Consider the following 22,724-nt stretch of genomic DNA (forward strand, 5'->3'; position numbering starts at 1 on the left):
GCGGTGCGGGCCCGTGCCTTCAGACCATGAGGTCGCGCCGCGCGAAGGCGACGGCGCCGCCGAGCGCCACCAGCACCGCGAGGGCGGCCAGCAGCGCCAGCCCCGGTCCGTCGAATCCGGTGGCCAGGGGTTCGGCGCCGATGTACCAGTGGAAGGGCGAGATCTGCTCCATCCACGGCGCCTCCGCGATGGGGGAGAGGTAGCTGAGCAGGTAGGAGGCGACCGCGGCCGCCGCGGCCGCTCCCAGGGCGGTCCCGCGCCGGCCGGTCGCGGCTCCCACCGCGAAGGCCACGGTGCCCAGGGCACCCCCGAAGAGGAGCAGGCCTGCGCTCGCCGCCGCCACGTTCACGGCCGACAGGCCGAGCTCCAGCGCGGCGGAGAGCACACCGAGGGCGGCGGTGAGGGCGAGGACCAGCACCAGGACCGTCAGCCACAGCGCCGCCAGCCGCTCGGCGTAGATCCTCCGCCGCGAGACGGGGGCGCTGAGCTCGAGCTCGAGCGTGCCGTCCTCCTCCTGCCCGGCGATCAGGCGCGCGCCCAGCCCGATGGCGCACACCAGGGTGAGGACGGCGCCGAGGAGCGAGTACACCGTGGAGGTGACGTAGCCGGCCGCCGTGGTCATGCTGTCGAAGCCCATCGCCGTGATGAACTCCGACGGCATGGACTCGAGCATCGCGTCCATCTGGCCGCCGCCCACGCTCGGGTAGAACGCCGTGTACAGGGCCGTGACGGCCGCGACGGCGAGCGCCCACAGCAGCAGCGACCGCCGGTTGGTGCGCAGCACCCCGGCCAGAACGGTCCCGCCGCGGCCGGTCATCGCACGCCCCCCGGGCGCGTGGCCGCGGAGCCCGGCGCCGGCCGGTCCGAGGGGGCGGGCGGTGCCGGGGCGGTGGAGGGGAACGGCCGCCGGTAGAAGTCCAGGAACAGGTCCTCGAGCTCACGGTCCTCGGCCTGCCAGCGGACCACGCGGTGCCGGACGGCCGCGGTCAGCAGGGGCATCGGGTCGCCGCGGAGCAGGCAGCTCAGCGTCGTGCCGTCGGAGGGGTCGAGGGCTGCGTCCTGCACGCCGGGCAGGTCCGCGAACTCCGCCAGCGGCACCGGCTCGGCGAAGCGCAGGAGGACCTGCTGCCCGGCGCGGGCCCGCAGGGCCCGGACGTCGTCGAGGTCGACCACCCGGCCCTCGCGGATGATGGCGACCCGTCCGGCGACCTCCTCGACCTCCTGGAGCATGTGGCTGGAGAGGAAGACCGTGGCGCCCCTCGCGCCGGCCTCGCGGGCGAGGAGCAGGAACTCCCGCTGGAGCAGGGGGTCCAGGCCGCTGGTCGGCTCGTCCAGGACGAGCAGCTCGGGATCGTGCATGAACGCCTGGACCAGCCCGACCTTCTGCTTGTTGCCCTTCGAGAGCGCCCGGAGGGGACGGGACAGGTCCAGGGAGAGCCGCTCGGCGAGCTCGCCGGTGCGCCGCCGGCCCCGGCCGCCCCGCAGGGCCGCGAGGTAGGCGAGGTACTCCCCGGCGCTCATCCGGGCGGGGAAGGAGAGCTCACCGGGCAGGTAGCCGATCCGTGCGCGCAGCCCGGGCCCACCGGCGGCGGGGGCGGTGCCGAAGATCTCGACGCTGCCCGCCGTGGGGCGCAGCAGGTCCATGAGCACCCGGATGGTGGTGGACTTCCCCGAGCCGTTGGGGCCGAGGAAGCCGAACACCTCCCCGGCCCGCACCTCGAGGTCCACGCCGTGCAGGGCACGGGTGCGCCCGTAGTCCTTCACGAGCCCGTGCACGCGGATGGCCGGTGTCATGTCAGGGCTCCTGGACTTCGCGCACGCTCGGTGCTGGACGCATGGGCTCATCGTAGAACAGGGCGCACGGACGGTCCGGGACGCGGCGGACCCATCCGTGGCGCCGACGGCGCCGGCTTCCGAGCCGTCCTGCTGCGGCTCGACGTGGAGTTCTCCGCGCTTCCCGGTCGGGCCGGCACCCGGCCGGTCGCCGCGGCGCCGGGGCGTCTCGACCGGAGCCGAGACGCCCCGGTGCGGCGCCTACATCTCCTCCTTCGGGGTCATCACCGCGAAGACCTCCCGGTCGGGTCCGGCGACGCTCGCCATCCGCCCGAACTCGAAGTCGAACGGCTCCTGGTCGACCGACCCGCCGGCCTCGCGCACGCGCCGCACGGCGGCGTCGGCGTCCTCGACCTGGAAGGCGACCGACCAGCCGAGCTGGGTGTCACCGGCCCGGGGGTCGGGGCCGCCGATGCCCCCGGCGGGCATCTGCCCGCCGGGGACGGTGAACAGGGCGTAGGCCATGGTCTCGTCCCCCATGTCCTGGTACGTGTAGTCGAAGACCTTCGCGTAGAAGTCCTGGGCGCCGGCCGGGTCGCCGGTCATCAGGTCGCACCAGGCCACCGCGCCGGATTCCGCGGAGGCCTCGAAGCCGGTGTGCTCGTCGGCCTGCCACATCCCGAAGGACGCCCCGGTGGGGTCGGTCCACATCCCCATGGAGCCGAAGGACGCGACCTGCATGGGCTCGAACAGCGGGGTGGCCCCTGCCGCGGCCGCCCGCGCGGCGTGGACGGCGATGTCCTCGGTGGCCAGGTAGACCGACCACGCGTGCGGGGCGTCCGCCATGCCTTCCATGGTGGGCGAGAGCCCGGCGACGGCCCGGTCGCCGAGCAGGGCGTTGCAGTAGCCGCCGTACTCGGGCTGGGAGTCGGTGTACGTCCAGCCCAGGACGTCGCGGTAGAAGGCCTGGGTGCGGCCCAGGTCCGAGGCCATCAGGTCCACCCAGCAGGGTGTGCCGGCCGGCCAGGGTTCGATGTGCGTGGTCATGGCGAGGGTCCTTCCGGGGAACGGGTGCGGCGGAGCCGCCGGCGGTCTGCGGCGGGACCCGGGACCGGGCACCGGGGACTGTGACCTCCGACACGTTCCAGGCTAGGGGGCCGCTCGGACGCGCTAGCGGGACCGCGCCGACGGGACCGGCCGCCGGCCTCAGGCCGAGCAGGTGTCGGCGATCTCCTCCGCCGTGAGGCGGCGCCGGCCCACGTAGTACAGCACGGAGCCCTCCGGCAGCGGGGTCTCCCAGCTCGGGTCGAGCAGCTCGCCCCGGTGCTGGACGGCGAGCACGGTGGCGCCGAAACCGCGCCCCAGGGCCTCCTGGACCCGCCCGAACCCCCTGCCGGCCAGCCGCGCGGGCAGCCGGGCACTGTAGGTGTTCCGCCCGCCGTGGGTCATCAGCTCGGCGTAGACCGCGGCGATGCCGGGATCCTGCAGCTCCTCGGTGGCCAGGCGCGGCGAGTGCCACTGCACGCACCGCACGTCGTCGTCGACATAGGAGAAGTTCCGGGCCCGGCCCATGTCCCGCAGGGTCACGACGACGTGGGCGTCCGGGCGCACGTGCGTGACCGCCACGGTGAGCGTGAGCGCCTCGTTGTCGTCGCGGGCGTCGACGAGGACGCGGGCCGCGCGGTGCAGGCCCGCCCGGCGCAGCGCGGCCTCGTCGGCGAGGTCGCCGCGGACGAACTCGACGCCGGCGTGCTCGGGCATCGGGTGCTGCGGCACGTCCTCCCACGCGCACAGCGCGATCGACCCGGTGCCGTCCCCGGCGAGCTCCTCGACGAGCCGTTCCGTGCGGCCGGGCGTGTAGCCGAGGATCACCAGGTGGTCCGAGATGTCGAGCTCGATCCGGCCCTTCATGCGCTGTCCCTTCGCGGTCTCGATCGCGGTGGCGATCCTGGTGAAGACGGTGGTCAGCGTGGCGATGCCGCCGACGATGACGTACACGCCGACCAGGTGGCCGCCGAGCGTGGTGGGGAAGAAGTCGCCGTAGCCCACGGTGGACGCGGTGACCAGGAACCACCACCAGTAGTTCTCCGCGGCGGTGATGGTGTTCTCGGGCGGCTCCGCCCAGGCCATCAGGGGCCAGCTGGTCAGGAACACCGTGAGGATGATCAGCAGCGGCAGCCCCCAGGCCTGCACGCGGCCGAGCCGGCGGACCAGGCGGATCAGGATGAACGGCACCGGACGTCTCCTGTCTGCTCGCGGGGCACCTCCGGTGACCTTACGCCGATCCGCGCCGGCGGCCACCACCGCGTGGCCCGGCGGTGTCAGCCGGCCGAGCGGCCCAGCTGCTGCCCGTGGTGGAGGTGTCCGGGGACGGCGCCGGTCAGCGCGGTCTCCGCCAGCGCCTCGCCGAGCGCCGGGGCCTGCTTGAAGAGGTTGTGCCCGGCCAGGGCGGTGAGCCCGTCCCCGGACCAGATCCCCACGCCGTCGTCGCCCCACGGCAGCCGGGTGACCCAGCAGTGCACGTGGTCCACCGGGCGCGGGTCCAGCCCGGGCAGGGCGCGCTCCACGTAGGCCACGGTCCGGTCGGCCAGGGCGGCGAGCGCCGCGGGGTCGGCGAGGCCACCGTCCGGACGGGCGGGGGTGTCGGCGCTGAGGCCCACCGAGAAGTGGCGGCCGTCCGGGTACGGCGCGGCGTACACGCCGGTCTCCCCGAAGGCCCCGCTGCCGTCCTGGAAGGTCGGCAGACCGCGGCCTGCGGGTACGCCGGGGGTCACCGCGAAGGTGAGGCGGACGTGCGCGCCCACCTCCACGGGCAGGTCGAGCCCGGCGCCGCGGGCCAGCGGGGCGGTGCCCCGGCCGGCGCACAGCACCACGTGGTCGTAGGTCTCGCACGTGGTCCCGGTGCGCACCTCCACCGGTCCGGCGTCCGTGCGCCGCACCGAGAGCACGTGCTCGCGCAGCACCGCGTCCTCGAGCCGGTCCGTCAGCGCCGCGACGGCGGCGAGGGTGCGGATGGCGCCGCCGTCGACGTCGAGCATCGCCGGGCCCGTCCAGGCGGCCAGGAGGGGCAGCCGCTCGTGCAGCTCCTCGGACGCGAGACGCCGCACGGGGATCTCCGCGAACGGCTCCAGGGTGCGGAGCTTGTCCTCGACCCCGTCCCCGATCGCCACGGCGCCGTCGGGGGAGATCAGCTCGAGGCCGAACTCCTGCTCCCACTCCCGCCACAGGGCCCGGCTGCGGGCGACCAGCGCCACCAGCCGGGGGTCCTCGTGGGCGTGCCGGAAGATCCGGCCCTGCCCGGCGGACTGTCCGCCGCCGGGCGGCCCGGACTCGTAGAGGATGACGTCGGCGCCGCGTGCGCGCAGGGCGTGGGCGGCGGCGAGGCCCACGATGCCCGCGCCGACCACGGCCGTGCGGGCCACCGGTCCGCTCCGGGCGGCCTCCTCATCGCGTGCGGGCGCGCCGTGGTCCGAGGGTCCGGGCACCCGGGTGCTCAGCCGTCCTGCTCGGGGTCGGAGCTCTCGCCGAGGATGTCGTCGAAGGCCTCGCGCACGGCCTGCCGGGTGGCCAGGCGCACGCTCGCGGCGCCCTGCTTGTCCGCGGTGTCGGCGGAGGCGATGTTGCTGCGCTCCTCGCGCTCCTGCTCCAGGGCGTGGTCGCGGGCGGAGCGGATGCGGTCCATGATCTCGTTGGCTTCCATGGACCCATCCCATCACGGGAGATCAGGTTTTGAACAGGGGGCTGATCATTTTCTGCCGGGCCCGGCGTCCAGCGCGGCGTCCGTCCCGGGCGCGGCGTCCGTCGCGGGGTCCGCCCCGAGCTCGGGCGTGCCGCCGCCGACCATGACCACGGCGCTCGCGGCCACCACCAGGCCCATGCCCGCGAGCTGCGGGCCGGTGAGCCCCTGGCCGAGCACCAGCAGCCCGGCGAGGGCGGCGACCGCGGGCTCCAGGCTCAGCAGGATCCCGAAGACCTTGGGCGGGATGGCCCGCAGCGCCAGCAGCTCGAGGGAGTAGGGGACCACCGAGGAGAGCATCGCGATCCCCGCCCCGGCGCCCAGCACGGCCCACGTGAGGGCGGGGGCGTGGGCGGTGAGCACGCCCACGGGGGTGACCAGGACCGCGGCCACGACCAGCGCCACGGCCAGGCCGTCCAGCCGGTCGAAGTGCCGGCCCGCGGAGCGGCTGCCCAGGATGTAGGCGGCCCAGCCCGCCCCGGCCAGGGCCGCCCAGGCGATGCCGGCGAGGTCCAGCTCCGCCCACGGCACGGTGAGGGCCTCGGAGATGAGCACGATCCCGGCCAGGGCCGCCACCACGGCGAGGACGTCCCGGGGGCGGCGGGAGAGCACCGCCGAGAGGGTGAGCGGGCCCAGGAACTCGATGGTCACGGCCACGCCCAGCGGGAGGGTGGCCAGGGACTGGTAGAACGCGAAGTTCATGCCCGCCAGGGCCGCCCCGAAGAACAGGCCGGACCGCCACGCCTGCCGGGACCGGCCGCGCAGCCGCGGGCGGATGACGGCCAGCATGATCGCGGCGCTGATCAGCAGACGCATGGTCACCGTGGCGGAGGCCCCGATCAGGGGCACCAGCACGGCGGCGAGGGCCCCGCCGAACTGGACGGAGACGACGGCGGCCAGCACGTAGACGGTCGGCCGCAGCCCGGGGCGGCGGGCGGGAGCGAGGGTGGTCACCCGTTCAGGGTAGGGCTCCGCCGCGCCCCTCGCTCACCGGCGGGCCGCGAGGGCCGGGGCGCCGTGCACGGGATCGCGCTCGAGCACCCGCAGCTCGCCCAGCCCGCGGGCCGCGGCCGCCTCCCGCAGCCGCTCGCGCAGCAGCGGCTGGTGCCGCGCCAGACCGCCGCCCACCACCACCGGGCCGGTCAGCTCCAGCCGCCGGGACACGGTGGCGGCGAGGTCGGCCAGGGCCCCGGCCGCGCAGTCCACCAGCCGCAGGGCGTCGTCGTCGTGCGCCGCGGCCTCGAAGGCGACCCGGGAGAGCCCGGCCCAGTGCCCGCGGTCCGCGCCGCCGTGGAAGCGCTCGATGAGCCGGCCGGGCTCGGTCAGTCCGCAGTGCGCCAGCACCGCGCGGTCCAGGGCGTCGGGGCGCAGCCCGTCGTCGAGCCGGGCGAGGGCACGGCGGACGAGCTCGCGGCCCAGCCAGTAGCCGCTGCCCTCGTCGCCCAGCAGGTGCCCCCAGCCGCCGGCCCGGGCCTCCCGGCCGTCCGGGGTGGTGCCCCACGCGGCGGAGCCGGTGCCGGCGATGACCGCGATGCCGGTGCTGCACCCGCCGGCCGCCAGGACCAGCCGGGTGTCGTGCACGACGACGATCCGCGCCGCGCCCGTGTGCGGGGCGATGAGCGCGCGCAGCGCCTCGGCGTCCGCGGGCGTGTCGACGCCCCCGGCCCCCGCCACGACCACGTCGGCGTCGGCGGACCCGAGCTCGCCGAGGACGCCCGCCAGGGCACGGGAGGCCTCCTCGGCGCTGACGTTCTGCACGTTGGCGCTGCCGCCGACGGCCTCCCGCGCCGGGCGGCCGTCCTCGGCCCGCAGGCCGTGGGTCGAGGTGCCGCCGATGTCCAGGCCGATGAGGATGCTCATGGGTTCATCCTGCCGTGCGGGCCCCGGCCGGGCACGACGACGCCCGACCGGGCGCCGGTGGGAACCGGCCCGGTCGGGCGTCGTGGACCGTGTCCGGTCAGGCCGCGAGGGCCAGGGGCGCGGGGCGCAGGCGGCACCCCTCGAAGGAGAACAGCCGGCGGACCCCGGTGCCGGCCTCGAGGATCCACAGGACCCCCAGGGGGTGCGAGACCTGCCCCACGGTGCCGATGCAGCTCTCGTAGAACTCGTCCCAGATCTCGAGCCGGTCACCGGGCTGGATCCGGCTCAGATCGGTCATCCACTTCTCAGCAGCGGTCATGTCGCCACCTCCCATCACGTGTTCGTCTGTGTACCCCTCCATGGTGCACCGTCCCGGGCGACCTGCGCGGACGCGTCGATTTGACAAACGCCCCGGACGTCTTGAGCTTCGTCACACCCTCTCCCGGCCGGCAACCCGCACCGGTTGTCCGCGCCCGTGCAGGGCGGCGATCCGTGACGGGCGTCCCGGCCGGGAACGTGAACATCACCACGTCGGAAATCCGCCTTCGCACGCCGTCATCCGTGTCGCGCAGGCCCGCCGGCGCCCCGCGGGCTCAGCCGGCGGTGTCCTGCGCCACGTCCGGGCCGGACCGCTCCCGCAGGTGCCGGTCGAAGAACGCGGCGATCCGGCGCCGGGCGTCCTGGGTGGCGGGGTCGTCGTAGGCGGTGCGGCTGAACCGGCCGAGGACCCGCAGCACCGGGGAGAAGTCCTCGGGGTCGTGGTCGTTCATGAAGCCGTGGCCCACGCGGGGATAGATCTTGATGTCGTGCTCCACCCCGAGCTCCGTGAGGATGCCCTCCAGGCGGCGGCCGGCGTCCCCGCCCAGGGGCGTGGTGTCCGCCCCGCCGTAGCTGCCCACGATCGGGCACGCGCTCGGGAGCCACTGCTCGGCGCCCCGGGGGCACCCGCCGTAGTTCGTGCTCGCGGCCGAGAAGCCGTGCTCCGCGGCCAGCGCGAGCGCGTAGCCGCCGCCCATGCAGAAGCCGATCACCCCGATCCGGCCGGTGCAGTCGGGGCGTTCCGCGAGCCAGGACCGGGCCGCCTCGACGTCGTCGAACGTGCGTCCCCGGCGGGCGCCGATGTCCTTCACGATCGTGCGCAGGCAGCGCAGCCGCCCGCCCCAGTGGAAGAGGTCCGGGGCGACGGCCAGGAACCCCTCGCCCGCCAGCCACTCCGCCTGGTGGCGCAGGTCCTGGCTCATCCCGGTGAAGTCGTGCACGAGCACCACGCCGGGCCAGGGCCCCGGACCGTCGGGCACCGCCACGTGGGCGGGCATCCGCCCGTGCTCGGTGGCGACGACGACGTCGCTCATGACCGCTCAGGCCTGCCGGGCGTGGACGGCGTCGGCGGATCCGGTCGCCACGAGCCGGCGGCGGTAGGCCATGCCGCCGAACAGGGCGATCACGAACAGCACCGACATGGCGATGAACAGGGGCCACGGGCCGAACTGGTAGATCAGCGGCACCGAGGCGGCGGTGATCAGCCCGCCGCCGAAGAACGGCTCGAAGAACAGCTGCTTGTAGCCGAAGGCCTCCATCGCCGGGCTCTCGTCGTGCGGATCGGCGATGCGCATCAGGATGAGGCCGGTGGCGGTCACGCCCATGGACTGGCCGAAGTCCGCGATGCCGCGCTCGAGCCAGTAGTCGGGGATGACCTTGGGCACGAACAGGAGCAGGAAGCCGGTGCAGAAGACGACACCGGCGACGGACAGGACCAGGAAGACCTCCCAGTTCGCGGCGATCGCGGTGAGGGACAGGGTCGCGATCGCGGCCAGGATCAGGAAGTCGAGGGCGAGCCCCTGGATGCGCAGCATCATCTGGTGGTCCAGCAGGTGGCCGATGCCCCGCCAGTCCATGACCAGCTGCACCACCACCCCGCCGAGCATGGCGAGCGGGAACAGCGGCACGAACGCGAGCAGCTCCACGGTGTCCGCCCACAGCGCCTGCTCGATCCACTGCAGGGCCGTGAGGATGAGGTAGCCGATGAGGATGGCGATCCCCACGACGGCCACGTGCAGGGTGAGCGGCTCGATCGAGGCCGGCCGGGAGGTCATCATGGCCGCGGGGATGTTCTCGTCCCGGCGGTAGAGGCCCTTCTGCTCCTCGACGGACTGCTCCACGTTGCCCTTGAGCACCTTGGTGCGCCCGGTGCGCACGCCCCAGTTGATGACGGCGATCCCGATGACGATGCCGCCCACCAGGCCGATCGTGGCCATGCCCAGGGCCAGGTCCGCGCCGTCCGCGAAGCCCAGCTCCTCCATCACCGGGCGCATCCCGGCCGCGGTCCCGTGACCGCCCTCGAAGCCGATCTCGATGAGGGCCCCGGCCATGGGGGAGATCCCGAACAGCGGGCCGAGCACCGCGATCACCAGCAGCAGGCCGACGACGTACTGGCCCGAGCCGAAGGCCAGACCCACCGACAGCTGCGGGCCCGCGAGCCGGGCGACGCGGCGGGGACCGGGGATGGATGCCCCGAGGAAGAGCGTCGCGAACACCACGCTGATGAGCAGGCTGGGCAGCGTGGCCCAGACCTCGAGGATCTCCGGGGTGAAGACGCCCCCGTCCGCGAGCCAGCCGACGCCGGCGGCCTCACCGATCCGGCCCAGGACCTGGGGGCCGGCCAGCAGGGCCAGGAAGCCTGCGATGATCGAGCTCGGCAGGAAGATCTTCTGGATCCACCGCACCCGGACCCGCAGCCACTTCCCCACCAGGAACAGCGCTGCCAGCAGGATCAGGGCGAAACCGACGTGGTTCGGACTCATGGCGGGCTCCTGGGTCGGGGGCGCGTGCGGTCGGGCCAGTCTACGCACGAGTGGCCGACGGCACGCCAGGAGCCGCCGGGACGGGCGCCCGCCCCGGTACCCTGGCAGGCGTCCCCTCTTCCCCTGCCCAGGAGCACCCGTGACGCCCTCGTCGCCCCCGGACCGGCCCTCGTCCCCGCCGACCACCACCACGACCGCCGCCCCCGCCGGTGAGCCCCGCCGCAGCATCCCCGGCAACGTGGTGCGCGGCGCCCTCATCGGCGTGGTCGAGACCGTCCCCGGGGTCAGCGGCGGCACCGTGGCCCTCGTGGTCGGCATCTACGACGAGCTCATCAACTCCGCCGGGCACGTGGTGTCCGCCGGCAAACGGGCACTGCTCGGGCCCGACCGCGCCGCCGGGGTGCGCCACCACCTGGCCCTGGTCCACTGGCGCATCGTGGTGCCCGTGGTGCTCGGCATGGTCGCGGCCCTGCTCACCGTGGCCGGGCCCATGAGCCACCTCGTCGAGGAGTACCCGGTGACCATGCGGGCGCTGTTCTTCGGCATGGTCCTGGCCTCCGTCGGGGTGCCCCTGCGCCTGGCGGGCGGAGCCGTGCGCGCCCGGGACGCCGCCTTGGTGGCGCTCGCGGCGGCGCTCGCGTTCGTGCTCGTGTCGATCCCGCCCACCACGGTCGCGCCCGCGCCGCTGCTCGTCGTGCTCGCGGCCATGGTCGCGGTGTCCGCGCTGCTGCTGCCCGGGCTCTCCGGCTCCTTCCTGCTCCTGACCATCGGGCTCTACCAGCCGACGCTGCGGGCCGTCGACGAGCTCGACCTCGGCTACCTGTCCCTGTTCTTCCTCGGCGCCGCCCTGGGCATGGTGGTCATCGTCAAGGGCCTGCAGTGGCTCCTCGACCACCACCACCGCGTCACCATGCTGGCGCTGACGGGACTCATGCTCGGGGCCCTGCGCACCCTGTGGCCGTGGCAGCTCGAGGACCGCACGCTGCTCTCCCCGGAGGGGGACTGGTGGGTCCAGCTGCTCGCGGCCGCGGCCGGCTGCGTCGTCGTCCTCGTCCTGCTGGCCGTCGACGCCCGCACCCGGGCGCGCACCGGGCACGGCTCCCAGGAGGAGCTCGCCGGCGTCGAGTCCGGCGACGAGGCGGCCGGCGGGGCCCCCGGCAGCACCCGGTAGACGGCCCGGGCCTGCCACGACAGACTGGCAGGGCACACTCCCGTCCGCGGATCCCCCGGAGGAGGTCCGGCAGCGCCCATGGAGCACGTCAGGCAGTTCTCGCGGGAGTTCCTCGGGGCCCTGCGGAGCCTGCTGCCCATCGTGGCGGTGGTCGTGGTGTTCCAGCTGGCCGTGTTCCGGCAGGCCCCGGACCGGCCCCTGCAGCTCGTGGCCGGGCTGCTGGTCGTGGGCGCCGGGATCGCCCTGTTCCTGCACGGGCTGGACCTGAGCGTCTTCCCCGTGGGCAAGAACCTGGCCAACCAGTTCGCCCGCCGCGGTGCCCTGGGTCTGCTGCTGCCGTTCGGCTTCGCCATCGGCTTCGCCGCGGCGGTCGCCGAGCCCGCGCTGATCGCCGTGGCCGCGCAGGCCGAGCTCGTGAGCGAGGGGCGCGTCGACGCCCTCACGCTGCGCCTCGTCGTCGCCGTGTCCGTGGGCGCGGTGCTCGTCCTCGGGATCCTGCGCATCCTCCGGGGCTGGGCCGTGCAGCGGCTGCTGATCCCCGGCTACGCGCTCGTGCTCGTGGTCACGTACGTCTCGCCCCCGGAGATCGTCGGCCTCGCCTACGACTCCGGCGGCGTCACCACGAACATCGTCACCGTCCCCCTCATCGCCGCCATCGGGATCGGTCTGGCCAACTCGATCCGGGGCCGCAGCGCGCTCACGGACGGGTTCGGCCTCGTGGCCCTGTGCGTCATGGTGCCCATGATCGGCGTGCAGCTCTACGGCGTCTGGGTCTACACCGTCGGCGACGCCGCGCCCGTCGGCGCCGGCGCGTCCGGGGACACCCCGGTGCACCCCGTCCTGGAGCACGTCCTGGGGCTCGCGCAGATGGTCCGGGACGTCCTGCCCATGGTGCTCGTGGTCCTGTTCTTCCAGTACGTGGTGCTGCGGCGCCGGCTGTCCCACCCGCTGCGCGTCGCCGTGGGCTTCGTGATGGTCCTCGTGGGGCTCTACGCGTTCGTCGTGGGGCTCAAGCTCGGCCTGTTCCCGATCGGGACGATGATGGCGGAGCAGCTGATCGAGCGCGGAGCGCCCGCCCTCATCCTGCTCTTCGCCCTGCTCATCGGCTTCGCCACGACCATGGCCGAGCCCGCCCTGGTGGCCATCGGCGAGCAGGCCGAGGCGGCCTCGCCCGGCAGGATCAGGGGATCCGTCCTCCGGATCGTCGTGGCCGTCGGCGTGGCGGTCGGCATCACCCTGGGCGTCTACCGCATCCTCCTGGGAGCACCGCTGCACTACGTGATCATGGCGTCCTACGCCGTGGTCATCGTCCTGGTCCTGCTGGCGCCGAAGCACATCGTGGCCCTGGCCTTCGACCTCGGGGGCGTGACCACCTCGGAGGTCACCGTGCCCCTCGTGACCGCCCTGGGCATCGGGCTCGCGAGCTCGATCGAGGGTCGGGACGCGCTGATCGACGGCTTCGGCCTGATCGCCTTCGCCTCCATCTTCCCGATCATCTCGGTGCTCGGGTACGCCATGATCCTGGAGAGGATCTCCCGACCGCAGAAGGAGCCGACATGAAGTTCACCGCCGTGGTGGTCATCGCCCCCGACGACCTCGAGGACACCGTCATCGAGCAGTCCCAGCGCGCCGGGGCCACGGGCGTGACCATCCTCCCGGGCAAGGGCATCGGAGGCGGGGCCAAGCGGACGTTCTTCGGCCTGACGTTCGAAGGGTCCCAGACCGTGCTCCTGATGGTCGTGGGCACGCACCTGGCCACGCCCATCCTCAAGGTGCTGCACGACATACTGATCGACGAGGACGGCTCCCGCGGCATCGCCTTCTCCGTGCCCATCGACCACCTCACCGGCATCGACATGCAGCAGGTCGCCCGGTTCGAGGAGCACATGCGCCGCGAGGGCGCCTGAGCCGACCGCTGCCCGAGCCCCGTCCGAACCCCGTCCGAGAACTCCAGGAGGATCCCCGTGCTGACCGTCCAGGACGTCATGGTGCGCGACGTCATCACCATCTCCCCGTTCAGCACCCTGCGCGAGGCGCTGACGACCATGCGCACCCGTCAGGTCAAGAGCCTGGTGGTGGAGCCGCAGCACCCGCACGACGGCTACGGGCTGCTCAGCTACAGCGAGCTGCTGCAGACCATCGTGGCGGAGGAGGGGGACGTGGACCTGCTCAACGTCTACGACGCCGCCGTCAAGCCGGTGGTCACAGTCGGCGAGGACCTCTCCGTGAACCAGGCTGCGGCGCTGATGGCCCGGTTCCGCCTCAACCGCCTGGTGGTGGTGCAGGGCAACGAGCTCATCGGACTGCTGGCGATGAACGACATCCTGGCGCGGCTGATCAGCGACCTCACCTGAGCCCCCGGGGTCACCTTGGGCACGGCGAAGGGCCCCGGTGTCGCGTGCGACTCCGGGGCCCTCCGGGTGGTCCGACGGCTGGACCGTCCTACTGAGTTCCGTCCTTGAAGTTCTTGCCCGCGTCCTTGACGTTCTCGCCGGCCTGCTTGGCGCTGCCGGACAGCTTGTCCGCCTGGCCCTCGGCCTGGAGGTCGCGGTTGTCGGTGGCGTCGCCGACCTTTTCCTTCGCGGTGCCGCCCGCCTTCTCCGCGGCGTTGCTGATCTTGTCTCCGAGTCCCATGGGCTCTCCCTCCGGTCGGTGAACAGGTGCTCCCAGCGTAGACCTGTCAGCATGCTGAGGGAACAGGGAGGGGGCGCCGCGGTCGGGTGTTCTCCCCAGGGCGAACAGCCCGCGCTCAGCGCTCCGGGACGTCAAGCCCGGCCCCGGCCACGCGCTCCCGCAGCCAGTCCGGGATCCTGCGGTCCATCCGCCGGTAGCGGGCCAGGTGCCGCCGCCAGTCCTCCGCGGACACCGGGTGCGGGGCGTGCGCCGGGAGGACGGGGTCGTCGCCGTAGTTGAGCACGAGCTCCACGCCGGGGCGCTGCCAGCGCCGCTCGGCCACGGTGACGATCAGCGCGGCGGACAGCCACGACCCGTCGACGAGGTCGGCGTAGTCGTCCTGCAGGGCCCGGGCCAGCCGCCGCGGAGTGCTCCGCAGCCCGCCGGGGTCCACGGGCCGGCGGACCGTGCGGTCGCCGCGGACCTCCCGCACCTGCAGGCGCAGGTCCCGGCCCACGCTCAGCACGTCCAGCACCAGCGCGTCCCAGCCCGGCTCGGTGCCGTGGGCGCGGACGAGCCACCGGGCCAGCCGGTCGATGGTCTTCCGCTGCCGGGGGCTCTGGAGTCTGTCGGTCCGCACGGCCACACGCTAGCAAGCGCCGGGCGGGCTGCTCAGTCGGCCGTGATGACCACCTTCACCGCCTGGTGCTGCGCGGCGTTGCCGAACAGCTCGTAGGCCTCCTCCATCCGGGACATCGTGAACCGGTGGGTGGCCATGGCGCGAGCGTTCAGGCGGCCGGAGCGGACCATGTTCAGCAGGCTGCCCACGGTGCGGCAGTCCACCAGGCCCATGTTGATGCGGACGTTGGAGATCCACATCCGGTCCAGGGGCAGCTCCACCGGTCTGCCGTGCACGCCGGCGTTGGCCACGGTGCCGTAGGGCCGGACCACGTCGAGGCAGGTTCGGAAGGTCTCCGGCACGCCCACGGCCTCGATGGCCACGTCCACGCCGAGACCGTCCGGGGACAGCGCCCTGATCTTCTCGACGGCGTCCGGGTCCCCGGCGTCGACCTTGTCCGTGGCCCCGAGCTCGAGCGCCTTGTCCATCCGGTTCCCGTCGAGGTCCACGGTGATGACCCGTCCGGCGCCGCACAGGTTGGCCGTCATGACCGCGCCCAGGCCCACCGGTCCCGCGCCCACGATCGCGACCGTGTCGCCGGGCTTCGTGTTGCCGTTGAGGATCCCGATCTCGAAGCCCGTGGGCAGGGCGTCGGTCAGGAACAGCACGTCCTCGTCGTCGAGCCCCTCGGGGACCTTGTGCACCGAGGTCTCGGCGAACGGCACGCGCACGTACTCGGCCTGCGTCCCGTCGATGAGGTGCCCGAACACCCAGCCGACCCCGCCCAGGGTCTGGCAGTGGGAGGGCTGGTTGTTCCGGCAGTAGGAGCACTTCCCGCAGTTGGTGACGGCCGGGATGATGATCCGGTCACCGGGCTTCAGCCCGGTCACGGCGTCCCCGACCTCGGTGATGGTGCCGACCGCCTCGTGGCCGAGGATCCGCCCGTCGACGACGGCGGGGACGTCGCCCTTGAGGATGTGCAGGTCGGTGCCGCAGATGGTGGTCGTGTCGACCTTCGCGATGACGTCCGTGGGGTCCTGGAGAGCAGGGTCCGGGACGTCCTCCCACGCCTTGCTTCCCGGTCCGTGGTAGACGAGTGCCTTCATGGGGTCCTCCTCGGTCGCCGGTCCGGCGGGCTGCCGGGCCGCCCGTCCTCATCGTAGGCAGGGCGGCGCCGCCGGCCGAGGGGTTACTGGTAGGAGACGAACCAGGGCTGCGGCTCGATCGCGGACGTCTCCTCCGGCGTGAACGTGGGCGTGTCCTCGTCGTAGAAGTTCTTCCACGCCATCCGGATCCCCTCCGGCAGGCCCTGCTGGAGCCTCTCCCACGTCCCCTTCTTCAGCTCCGGGGTGCCGTGGCCGTCGGCGTGCAGGATCAGCGCGAGCTCGGGGCGGGAGGCGTCCACGAGGTGGCGGTTCGTGATCATGGACTCCGCGAACTGGTGCAGGACCACCACCTTCTGCGGCAGCTCGTGCTCCTGGGTCAGGTCGGCGAGCCACGCCGTGGTCGCGTTGATCTCCGCCGCGTCCACCGAGCCGATCTGCACCATGTGCACCTGGCCCGGGGCCAGTCGCCACTCCGGGTCCAGGGCGAGGCCCACGTTGGGCAGCTCGAGCAGCTCCTGGTACTGCTGCGCCTGGCTCAGGAAGTCCTGCCGGCCGGGCTGGAGGTCCAGCACCACGTAGACGTCCTGCTCCGCGGCGGCCTCCACGTAGGGGCGCAGCTCCTCGACCGAGGTCTCCTCGGAGTAGTCCCCGTCCTCCCCGGGCCCCGCGGAGGCCGTGGTCGCGATGATCTCGAACGCGGGGACCACCGGCACCTCGCTGAAGGGCTCGTACTGGGCGGCGAGCTCCTTCGCCCGGGCCGCCGACTCCTCGGGGCCCTGCTCGCCGAGCACGCCCAGGGCCGGCGTCCCGGGGCGGCCGTAGAGGGCCACCATCCGCCGGTCGGGGAACACCTCGGTGCCCCCGCCGATCAGCTCCGCGGGCTCCTCCGGCGTGGGGGTGGGCGTGGGGGACGGGGTGGCCGACGACGGCGACGCGCTCGCCGCCGGTGCCGCCGCCGAGCCGGGGCCGGCGCCCTGGGCGCAGCCGGTCAGGAGGAGGGCGGCGCACAGGGCCGGGACGAGCGGGCGGGGCGGTGACGAGCGGGTCATGGTCTGTCCTGGGGGCCGGAAGCAGGGGGTCCGCCCAGCCTACGCACCGCCCGGCGCGCCCGGCGGGAACGGGGCCGGACGCGGACCGCGCCGCGTGCCAGGGCGCGTCCCAGGCCGCGTCCCAGGGTGCGTCACGGGGCGACCCGGACCCCGGCCCGCCCGGACCGGGCCCAGGAGGCCCGCCGGGGCTCACGGGGTGCCGGGTTCCTCCGGTGCGCCCAGCTCGCCCAGTTCCGCCAGCAGCTCCAGACCGCGCTCCGCCCAGGCGATCTCCTGGTCGGCACGGGCCACCTGGCCCTCGTAGGCGAAGATCTTGAACCGGGTGATCCGCTCCCACTGGTCCTCGGGGTTCACGGCCAGCCGGCGTGCCAGGGTGGGGCTCGTGCGGTCCCGGAGCGCCCCGATCTGCTGGAGGGCCTGCGCGCGCTGGTCCCGGTAGTGCTCGATGTGGGCGCGCAGCTGCGCGGCCGCCGCGCCGGGGGGCGCCCACTCGAAGTACGCGGCCCGGAGGTGTGCGGGGTCCCGCTCCCGGACGTAGCCGAGCGGCTGCTCCTGCCACTGCCGCAGGGCGCGCTCGCCCGCGGGCGTGATGGAGTACTCCGTCTTGGTGGCCCCGCGCGAGCCCCACGGGACGGGCCGGCTCGCGAGCAGCCCCTCCGCGTGCATCTTGCGCAGCTCCGGGTAGATCTGCGAGTCGGGGGCGTGCCACACGTGGCCCACGGAGGAGCTGAACTGCTTGACCACGTCGTAGCCCGTCAGCGGCCCCGAGGAGAGCAGTGCCAGCAGGGCCGAGCGGAGGCTCACGGGCGGATCCTTTCCGTCGAAGCAGGGCGTCGTCCTGCAGAGCCTAGCGGGGACGGGCCCGCCGTGACCCTTGTCACTCACTATCAACATAGGTATTGTGTGTTCCGCGCCACCCACTATCTATGGAGGTAGTGAGTGGGCCGTGCTCTCCCCGGACCGCCCAGCAGAGGACCGCGCCATGACCGTCGCCGCCACGAAGACCACCTCCACCGCCAAGCTGCTCTCCCACCCGCTCGACGCCTGGTACGTGGCCGGGTGGGACCACGAGATCACCGGCAGGGGCATCCTCTCCCGCACCGTCGCGGGCCGTCCGCTGGCCCTGTACCGCACCGAGGACGGGCGCCCCGTGGCCCTGGCGGATGCCTGCTGGCACCGGCTGGCGCCGCTGTCCCAGGGGAAGCTGGTGGGCCGCGACGAGATCCAGTGCCCGTACCACGGGCTGCGCTACAACGCCGCGGGCCGGTGCACCTCGATGCCCGCCCAGGAGACGCTGAACCCCTCCGCCACGGTGCCCTCCTATCCCGTGGTGGAGCGCCACCGCTACGTGTGGGTGTGGCTGGGCGAGCCCACCCGGGCGGATCCGGCCCTGGTGCCCGACATGCACCAGCTGGACAGCCCCGAGTGGGCCGGGGACGGGGAGACCATCCACGCCCCCTGCAACTACCAGCTCGTCCTGGACAACCTCATGGACCTCACCCACGAGGAGTTCGTGCACTCCTCCAGCATCGGCCAGGAGGAGCTCTCCGAGTCCGAGTTCGAGACCACCCACGACGAGAACTCCGTGACCGTGACCCGCTGGATGCGCAACATCGACGCCCCGCCCTTCTGGCTCAAGAACATGCGGGACAGGTTCCCGGGCTTCGAGGGCAAGGTGGACCGCTGGCAGATCATCCACTACACCTTCCCCTCCACCATCTGCATCGACGTCGGGGTGGCCGAGGCCGGCACCGGGGCCCCGGAGGGGGACCGCTCCCGCGGGGTCAACGGCTACGTGATGAACACGATCACCCCGGAGACGGACCGGTCCTGCCACTACTTCTGGGCGTTCATGCGCAACTACCGGTTGGAGAGCCAGCTCATCACCACCGAGCTGCGCAACGGGGTGCACGGGGTGTTCGGCGAGGACGAGGCCATGCTCCAGGCCCAGCAGGCGGCCATCGACGCCAACCCCGAGCACGAGTTCTACAACCTCAACATCGACATGGGCGGGATGTGGGTGCGCCGGCTCCTCGAGCGCGCGCTCGAGGCCGAGGGCCGCCCCGCCGCCGCCCCGGCCGCTCCCGCCGGGGCCTGAGGAGGCGACCGTGGCAGATTCCCAGCACGAGGTCTGGCAGAACGCGGTCGTGGTCGCCGTCGAGGACGTCGCCGCCGGCATCCGGCGCGTCGTCCTGGCCCCCGAGCAGCCCCGGCCGGTGCGGCCCGGCGAGCACGTGGACGTCCGCGTCCTCGTCCACGGCGAGCAGCAGGTGCGCTCCTACTCCGTGGTCGACGCCGACGAGGACGGCGCGCAGCTGGCCCTCAGCGTGTTCCGCACCCCCGCCTCCCGCGGCGGCTCGATCTTCATGCACGAGCTCCGGCCCGGGCAGGTCCTGGAGATCACCCAGCCGCTGCAGAACTTCCCGCTGCGCGTCGGGGCCCCCTCCTACGTCCTGCTGGCCGGGGGCATCGGCATCACGGCCATCGCCGGGATGGCCGCGCTGCTGCGCCGGCTCGGGGCGGACTACCGCCTCGTCTACGTCGCCCGCTCCCGGGCCGCGATGGCCTACCTCGACGAGCTGACCGCCCTGCACGGGGACCGGCTCGAGGCCCACGTCGACGACGAGGGCGGCTCGCTCGACGTCCCGGCCCTCGTGGCCGGCGTGCCCGAGAGCGCCGAGCTCTACATGTGCGGCCCGATCCGGCTCATGGACGCGGTGCGCCGGTCCTGGGCCGAGCGCGGGCTCGACCGGACCGGCCTGCGCTACGAGACCTTCGGCAACAGCGGCTGGTTCGAGGCCGAGCCGTTCGTGGTGCGCGTCCCGCGGCTGGGCGCCGAGACCGTCGTCGGCTCCGACGAGTCCCTGCTCGAGGCCCTCGAGCGGGAGGGCCTCGACATGATGTCCGACTGCCGCAAGGGTGAGTGCGGGCTGTGCCAGGTCAAGGTCCTCGGCCTGGCCGGGCGGATCGACCACCGCGACGTGTTCTACTCCGACCGCCAGAAGGAGACCGGCGCGTCCCTGTGCTGCTGCGTCTCGCGGGTGGTCTCCGCCGCGCCGCAGACCGGTCCCGGCGAGCGCCCGGCCGCCGTCCTCACCATCGACGTCCCCTGAGAGGCTCCCCATGGACATCCGACACCAGATCGACGCATCCAGGATGTCGTCGTACCAGTGGCTCATCATCGCGGTGACCACGTTCCTCAACGCCCTCGACGGCTACGACGTCCTCGCCATGGCCTTCACGGCCACGTCCGTGACCGAGGAGTTCGGGCTCTCCGGCTCCCAGCTGGGCTGGCTGCTCAGCGCCGGGCTCATCGGCATGGCCGCCGGCTCCCTCGTGCTCGGCCCCTTCGCGGACCGGTACGGCCGGCGGAAGATCCTCGTCGTGGCCCTCGCCGTCAACGCCCTGGGCCTGTTCCTGTCCACCACGGCCGGGACCGTGCTCGAGCTCGGGCTGTGGCGGGTCGTCACGGGCCTGGGCGTGGGCGGCATCCTCGCCTCCGCGACGGTCATCACCAGCGAGTACGCCAGCGCCCGCCGCCGCGGCATGGCGGTCAGCATCTTCACCGCGGGCTACGGCGTGGGCGCCACCCTCGGCGGCATGGGCGCGACCCAGCTGATCCCCGCCTTCGGCTGGCGCTCCGTGTTCCTCACCGGCGGCCTGCTCACCCTCGTGGCGATCGCGCTGGTGCTGGCCGTGCTGCCCGAGTCCGTCGACTACCTCCGCACCCGGCGGCCGGCGGGCGCCCTGCAGAAGCTGGACCGCATCGCCCGGCGCATCCGCCTCGACGGCGAGGTCGAGCTGGGCCCGGCCCCGGCCGGTGCCGACGGGCGGCACAGCAGCGTCGGCATGCTGCTCAGCGGCCGCTACCGCACCGCGACCCTCCTGCTGTGGGCCGCCTTCTTCGTCATCATGTTCGGCTTCTACTTCGCCAACTCCTGGACGCCCCGGCTCCTCGTGGAGACCGGGATGACCGAGCAGCAGGGCATCGTCGGCGGGCTCATGCTCACGATGGGCGGCACCTTCGGGTCCCTGCTCTACGGGGCGCTGACCACCCGGTGGGACGAGCGGCTGACGCTGATGGCCTTCACCGTGCTCTCCGCGGTGACCCTCGTCCTGTTCATCACCACCACGTCGGTGCCGCTGCTGGCGTTCTCGTCCGGCGTGGTGGTCGGCATGCTCATCAACGGCTGCATCGCCGGGCTCTACACCGTGGCCCCCATGACCTACGAGCCCGGGATCCGGACCACCGGGGTGGGCTGGGGCATCGGGGTCGGGCGGGCCGGCGCGATCCTGGCCCCCATCGCGGTCGGCGCGCTGCTGGACACCGGCTGGACCCCCGTGCAGCTCTACGTGGGGGTGGCGGTGGTCGTGGCCCTCGCGGCCCTGGCCCTCGTGCGGCTGCGTCCCTGGGCGGAGTCGGATCAGGAGCCGGCCGGCGGCCGGCCGGGGCGGCGGAGCACGCCGTCCTCCTCGGCCGGCTGAGGCCGGGCGCCGGCTCACCACCCCGCGAGATCCTCGCAGCCCTCCTCGTGGGGCAGCAGCGGCCGGAGCAGCACCGACCAGCGCTCGCCGTCCTCGGACAGCCAGGGCGTCTGCGTGTCGGCCGATCCGGCGGCGTCCAGGACGGCGCGGGCCTGCTCGCCCGTGGCGGCCACGCAGCTCAGCCCCAGCCGCGGCTCGAGCGGCTCCCCGGGCAACGGGGGCCCCGGCCACGGCACCGGGCGGGGATCCTGGCCGTCCTGCGGATCCCGCCACTCGGTGACCACGCCGGCGACCGCCTCCGGGACCCAGACCTCCTGCGCGCCGACGGCGTCCTCCGGCAGCACCGAGGCCGGGTCGCCCAGCTCCTCGACGAGGGCCTGCAGCCCGGCCCGCGCGGCCCGCTGCTCCGGGGTCAGGGCGTCGTCCGTGCTCCCGGGGCGGTCCCCGGCCGGCGGGCCGGGCGGCGTCTCGGCGCCCAGGGCGTACACCTCCCGCACGTAGGTCCGCTCCGCCGTCCGCACCGTGAAGCGGGTCGAGGGGAGGTCGGCCACCGGTGGCCGGCCGAGGTCCGCGGACCCGTCGACCCCCGCCCGGAGCGCGTGCTCGACCAGCACCGCCACCGCGTCCTCGTCGACGTGCTGGACCTGCAGGGCGGGAAGGGCCGGCGGCGGGAAGACCTGGATCTGCGGGCCCGGCGTGATGACCCGGCCGTCGGCGTGGACGCTGACCAGCGGCAGCCGGGCGGCCAGCAGCTCCGGGGTGGTGAAGCCCCCGGTGTGGGCCACCTCGATCACCTGACGCGCCGCGGGGGCCGCCGGGGCCGATCGCGCGCCCGCGGCCGCCGTCGCCGGGGTCGTGGCGGCGGCCCCGGCGGGATCCCGCTGCGCGCACGCGGTGGTCAGGAGCAGGGCGGTCAGCAGGAGCGCGGGCCACGGGGCGCGGGGCATCGCGGGCTCACCAGCCCCGGCTGCCGGGAGCGCCCTTGAACGGGCCGGCCACCCGCGAGGTGATCCAGCCCCCGTAGAACCCGCCCTCCTGCGGGCGCACCTGCTCCCCGGCCACGAGGCACCGGTCCATGAGCCCGGGCATCAGGGCCACGTGCCCGCGCAGGGCCTCGAAGCCCGGAGCGGGGGAGGGATAGGTCCAGGACGCCCGGGGTGCCGTGCGGTCCCCGCCCCGCACGTCGAAGTACGCCGCCGCGCCCTTCCACTCGCACCACGAGCTCCCCTCGCACGGACGCAGGCTGCCCTCGGCGAAGGCCTCGCGGGGCAGGTAGTAGGTGGGCGGGTGGCTGGTCTCGAGCACCCGCAGCGCGGCCGTGGTCGAGGCGACGCGCTCGCCGCCCAGCCACACCTCCACGTGCTCCGCGCTGGGCTCCGTCCGGGGCGGTCTCGGGTAGTCCCACACGGACTCCTGGCAGGGGCCGGGAGCGTCGGGCCGGGGTCGTCTCATCTGCTCGCCCTCCGAAGGTCCGTCCGGGAACCCGGTGCGGGACCCGGCGGGGATGTGCT

25 protein-coding genes are annotated in these 22,724 nt (G+C 73.9%); 7 read left to right on the plus strand and 18 right to left on the minus strand.

Features of this window, described 5'->3' with window-relative positions:
- Positions 1-19: 19 nt before the first annotated feature.
- From ACPYN7_RS04985 to ACPYN7_RS05035, 11 genes are all read right to left on the minus strand, one after another.
- Positions 20-817, minus strand: coding sequence for an ABC transporter permease subunit (locus tag ACPYN7_RS04985; protein ID WP_058874079.1), 798 nt, complete (start codon positions 815-817; stop codon positions 20-22).
- Complete coding sequence (locus ACPYN7_RS04990; RefSeq protein WP_424346883.1) at positions 814-1,794, minus strand: ABC transporter ATP-binding protein; 981 nt, start codon at positions 1,792-1,794, stop codon at positions 814-816. Before ACPYN7_RS04990 ends, ACPYN7_RS04985 begins: the two co-directional genes overlap by 4 nt.
- Positions 1,795-2,034: 240 nt before the next feature.
- Entirely contained in the window at positions 2,035-2,820 is a 786-nt protein-coding gene (locus ACPYN7_RS04995) for a VOC family protein (protein ID WP_424346884.1), read from the minus strand.
- Between the two features lie 159 nt (positions 2,821-2,979).
- The gene (locus tag ACPYN7_RS05000; RefSeq protein WP_424346885.1) at positions 2,980-4,008 is read right to left on the minus strand and encodes an ion channel; all 1,029 of its coding nucleotides are present in this window, start codon (positions 4,006-4,008) and stop codon (positions 2,980-2,982) included.
- A gap of 86 nt (positions 4,009-4,094) precedes the next feature.
- The gene (locus tag ACPYN7_RS05005) at positions 4,095-5,195 is read right to left on the minus strand and encodes an NAD(P)/FAD-dependent oxidoreductase (RefSeq protein ID WP_424346886.1); all 1,101 of its coding nucleotides are present in this window, start codon (positions 5,193-5,195) and stop codon (positions 4,095-4,097) included.
- A 71-nt stretch (positions 5,196-5,266) separates the two neighbouring features.
- The gene (locus ACPYN7_RS05010; protein WP_058874083.1) at positions 5,267-5,473 is read right to left on the minus strand and encodes a hypothetical protein; all 207 of its coding nucleotides are present in this window, start codon (positions 5,471-5,473) and stop codon (positions 5,267-5,269) included.
- A gap of 45 nt (positions 5,474-5,518) precedes the next feature.
- Positions 5,519-6,463: an EamA family transporter gene (locus tag ACPYN7_RS05015; RefSeq protein WP_424346887.1), complete on the minus strand. Its 945-nt coding sequence runs from the start codon at positions 6,461-6,463 to the stop codon at positions 5,519-5,521.
- Positions 6,464-6,496: 33 nt separating this feature from the next.
- Entirely contained in the window at positions 6,497-7,369 is an 873-nt protein-coding gene (locus tag ACPYN7_RS05020) for an N-acetylglucosamine kinase (RefSeq protein ID WP_424346888.1), read from the minus strand.
- 97 nt (positions 7,370-7,466) lie between these two features.
- Positions 7,467-7,688, minus strand: coding sequence for a hypothetical protein (locus ACPYN7_RS05025; protein ID WP_298584530.1), 222 nt, complete (start codon positions 7,686-7,688; stop codon positions 7,467-7,469).
- Positions 7,689-7,962: 274 nt separating this feature from the next.
- Positions 7,963-8,721, minus strand: a complete 759-nt coding sequence (locus ACPYN7_RS05030; RefSeq protein ID WP_424346889.1) for a dienelactone hydrolase family protein — start codon at positions 8,719-8,721, stop codon at positions 7,963-7,965.
- Between the two features lie 6 nt (positions 8,722-8,727).
- Positions 8,728-10,170 carry a sodium/glutamate symporter gene (locus tag ACPYN7_RS05035; RefSeq protein WP_058874088.1) on the minus strand — a complete coding sequence of 481 codons (1,443 nt, stop codon included), beginning with the start codon at positions 10,168-10,170 and terminating at the stop codon, positions 8,728-8,730.
- A 139-nt stretch (positions 10,171-10,309) separates the two neighbouring features.
- Here ACPYN7_RS05035 and ACPYN7_RS05040 point away from each other — a divergent pair, with 139 nt between their 5' ends.
- The 4 genes from ACPYN7_RS05040 to ACPYN7_RS05055 all read left to right on the plus strand — a co-directional run bounded on the left by ACPYN7_RS05040 (position 10,310) and on the right by ACPYN7_RS05055 (position 13,695).
- Positions 10,310-11,341, plus strand: a complete 1,032-nt coding sequence (locus ACPYN7_RS05040) for a DUF368 domain-containing protein (protein ID WP_424346890.1) — start codon at positions 10,310-10,312, stop codon at positions 11,339-11,341.
- A 78-nt stretch (positions 11,342-11,419) separates the two neighbouring features.
- Positions 11,420-12,901 (plus strand): DUF1538 domain-containing protein, encoded by a 1,482-nt coding sequence (locus tag ACPYN7_RS05045; RefSeq protein WP_424346891.1) that lies wholly within the window; start codon positions 11,420-11,422, stop codon positions 12,899-12,901.
- Positions 12,898-13,248 (plus strand): P-II family nitrogen regulator, encoded by a 351-nt coding sequence (locus tag ACPYN7_RS05050; protein ID WP_424346892.1) that lies wholly within the window; start codon positions 12,898-12,900, stop codon positions 13,246-13,248. The genes ACPYN7_RS05045 and ACPYN7_RS05050 overlap by 4 nt, the downstream gene beginning before the upstream one ends.
- Before the next feature lie 57 nt (positions 13,249-13,305).
- Complete coding sequence (locus tag ACPYN7_RS05055; protein ID WP_157571368.1) at positions 13,306-13,695, plus strand: CBS domain-containing protein; 390 nt, start codon at positions 13,306-13,308, stop codon at positions 13,693-13,695.
- A gap of 88 nt (positions 13,696-13,783) precedes the next feature.
- Here the strand turns inward: ACPYN7_RS05055 and ACPYN7_RS05060 are convergent, their stop codons facing one another.
- From ACPYN7_RS05060 to ACPYN7_RS05080, 5 genes are all read right to left on the minus strand, one after another.
- Entirely contained in the window at positions 13,784-13,975 is a 192-nt protein-coding gene (locus tag ACPYN7_RS05060) for a CsbD family protein (protein ID WP_058874092.1), read from the minus strand.
- 115 nt (positions 13,976-14,090) lie between these two features.
- On the minus strand, positions 14,091-14,594 hold the full coding sequence (locus ACPYN7_RS05065) for a hypothetical protein (protein ID WP_424346893.1): 504 nt from the start codon (positions 14,592-14,594) through the stop codon (positions 14,091-14,093).
- 32 nt (positions 14,595-14,626) lie between these two features.
- Positions 14,627-15,679 (minus strand): alcohol dehydrogenase catalytic domain-containing protein, encoded by a 1,053-nt coding sequence (locus tag ACPYN7_RS05070; protein ID WP_424346894.1) that lies wholly within the window; start codon positions 15,677-15,679, stop codon positions 14,627-14,629.
- Between the two features lie 83 nt (positions 15,680-15,762).
- On the minus strand, positions 15,763-16,728 hold the full coding sequence (locus tag ACPYN7_RS05075) for a hypothetical protein (RefSeq protein WP_424346895.1): 966 nt from the start codon (positions 16,726-16,728) through the stop codon (positions 15,763-15,765).
- 189 nt (positions 16,729-16,917) lie between these two features.
- Positions 16,918-17,532, minus strand: a complete 615-nt coding sequence (locus ACPYN7_RS05080) for a PadR family transcriptional regulator (protein ID WP_424346896.1) — start codon at positions 17,530-17,532, stop codon at positions 16,918-16,920.
- A 178-nt stretch (positions 17,533-17,710) separates the two neighbouring features.
- Between ACPYN7_RS05080 and ACPYN7_RS05085 the strand changes: the two genes are divergently transcribed.
- The 3 genes from ACPYN7_RS05085 to ACPYN7_RS05095 are packed head-to-tail and all read left to right on the plus strand — an operon-like array spanning position 17,711 to position 21,213.
- On the plus strand, positions 17,711-18,826 hold the full coding sequence (locus tag ACPYN7_RS05085; protein ID WP_424346897.1) for a Rieske 2Fe-2S domain-containing protein: 1,116 nt from the start codon (positions 17,711-17,713) through the stop codon (positions 18,824-18,826).
- A 10-nt stretch (positions 18,827-18,836) separates the two neighbouring features.
- A complete protein-coding gene (locus tag ACPYN7_RS05090) occupies positions 18,837-19,841 on the plus strand; it encodes a PDR/VanB family oxidoreductase (RefSeq protein WP_424346898.1) in 1,005 nt (334 codons plus the stop codon).
- A gap of 10 nt (positions 19,842-19,851) precedes the next feature.
- Complete coding sequence (locus ACPYN7_RS05095; RefSeq protein ID WP_424346899.1) at positions 19,852-21,213, plus strand: MFS transporter; 1,362 nt, start codon at positions 19,852-19,854, stop codon at positions 21,211-21,213.
- A 14-nt stretch (positions 21,214-21,227) separates the two neighbouring features.
- On the opposite strand, the gene ACPYN7_RS05100 is transcribed toward ACPYN7_RS05095, so the two are convergent.
- Both ACPYN7_RS05100 and ACPYN7_RS05105 read right to left on the minus strand, forming a co-directional pair.
- Positions 21,228-22,160 carry a hypothetical protein gene (locus tag ACPYN7_RS05100; RefSeq protein ID WP_424346900.1) on the minus strand — a complete coding sequence of 311 codons (933 nt, stop codon included), beginning with the start codon at positions 22,158-22,160 and terminating at the stop codon, positions 21,228-21,230.
- Positions 22,161-22,167: 7 nt separating this feature from the next.
- On the minus strand, positions 22,168-22,665 hold the full coding sequence (locus ACPYN7_RS05105) for a DUF427 domain-containing protein (protein ID WP_424346901.1): 498 nt from the start codon (positions 22,663-22,665) through the stop codon (positions 22,168-22,170).
- Positions 22,666-22,724 lie beyond the last annotated feature (59 nt).

It is taken from the genome of Kocuria sp. CH-021 (genome assembly GCF_049716185.1).
GTDB lineage: Bacteria > Actinomycetota > Actinomycetes > Actinomycetales > Micrococcaceae > Kocuria > Kocuria cellulosilytica.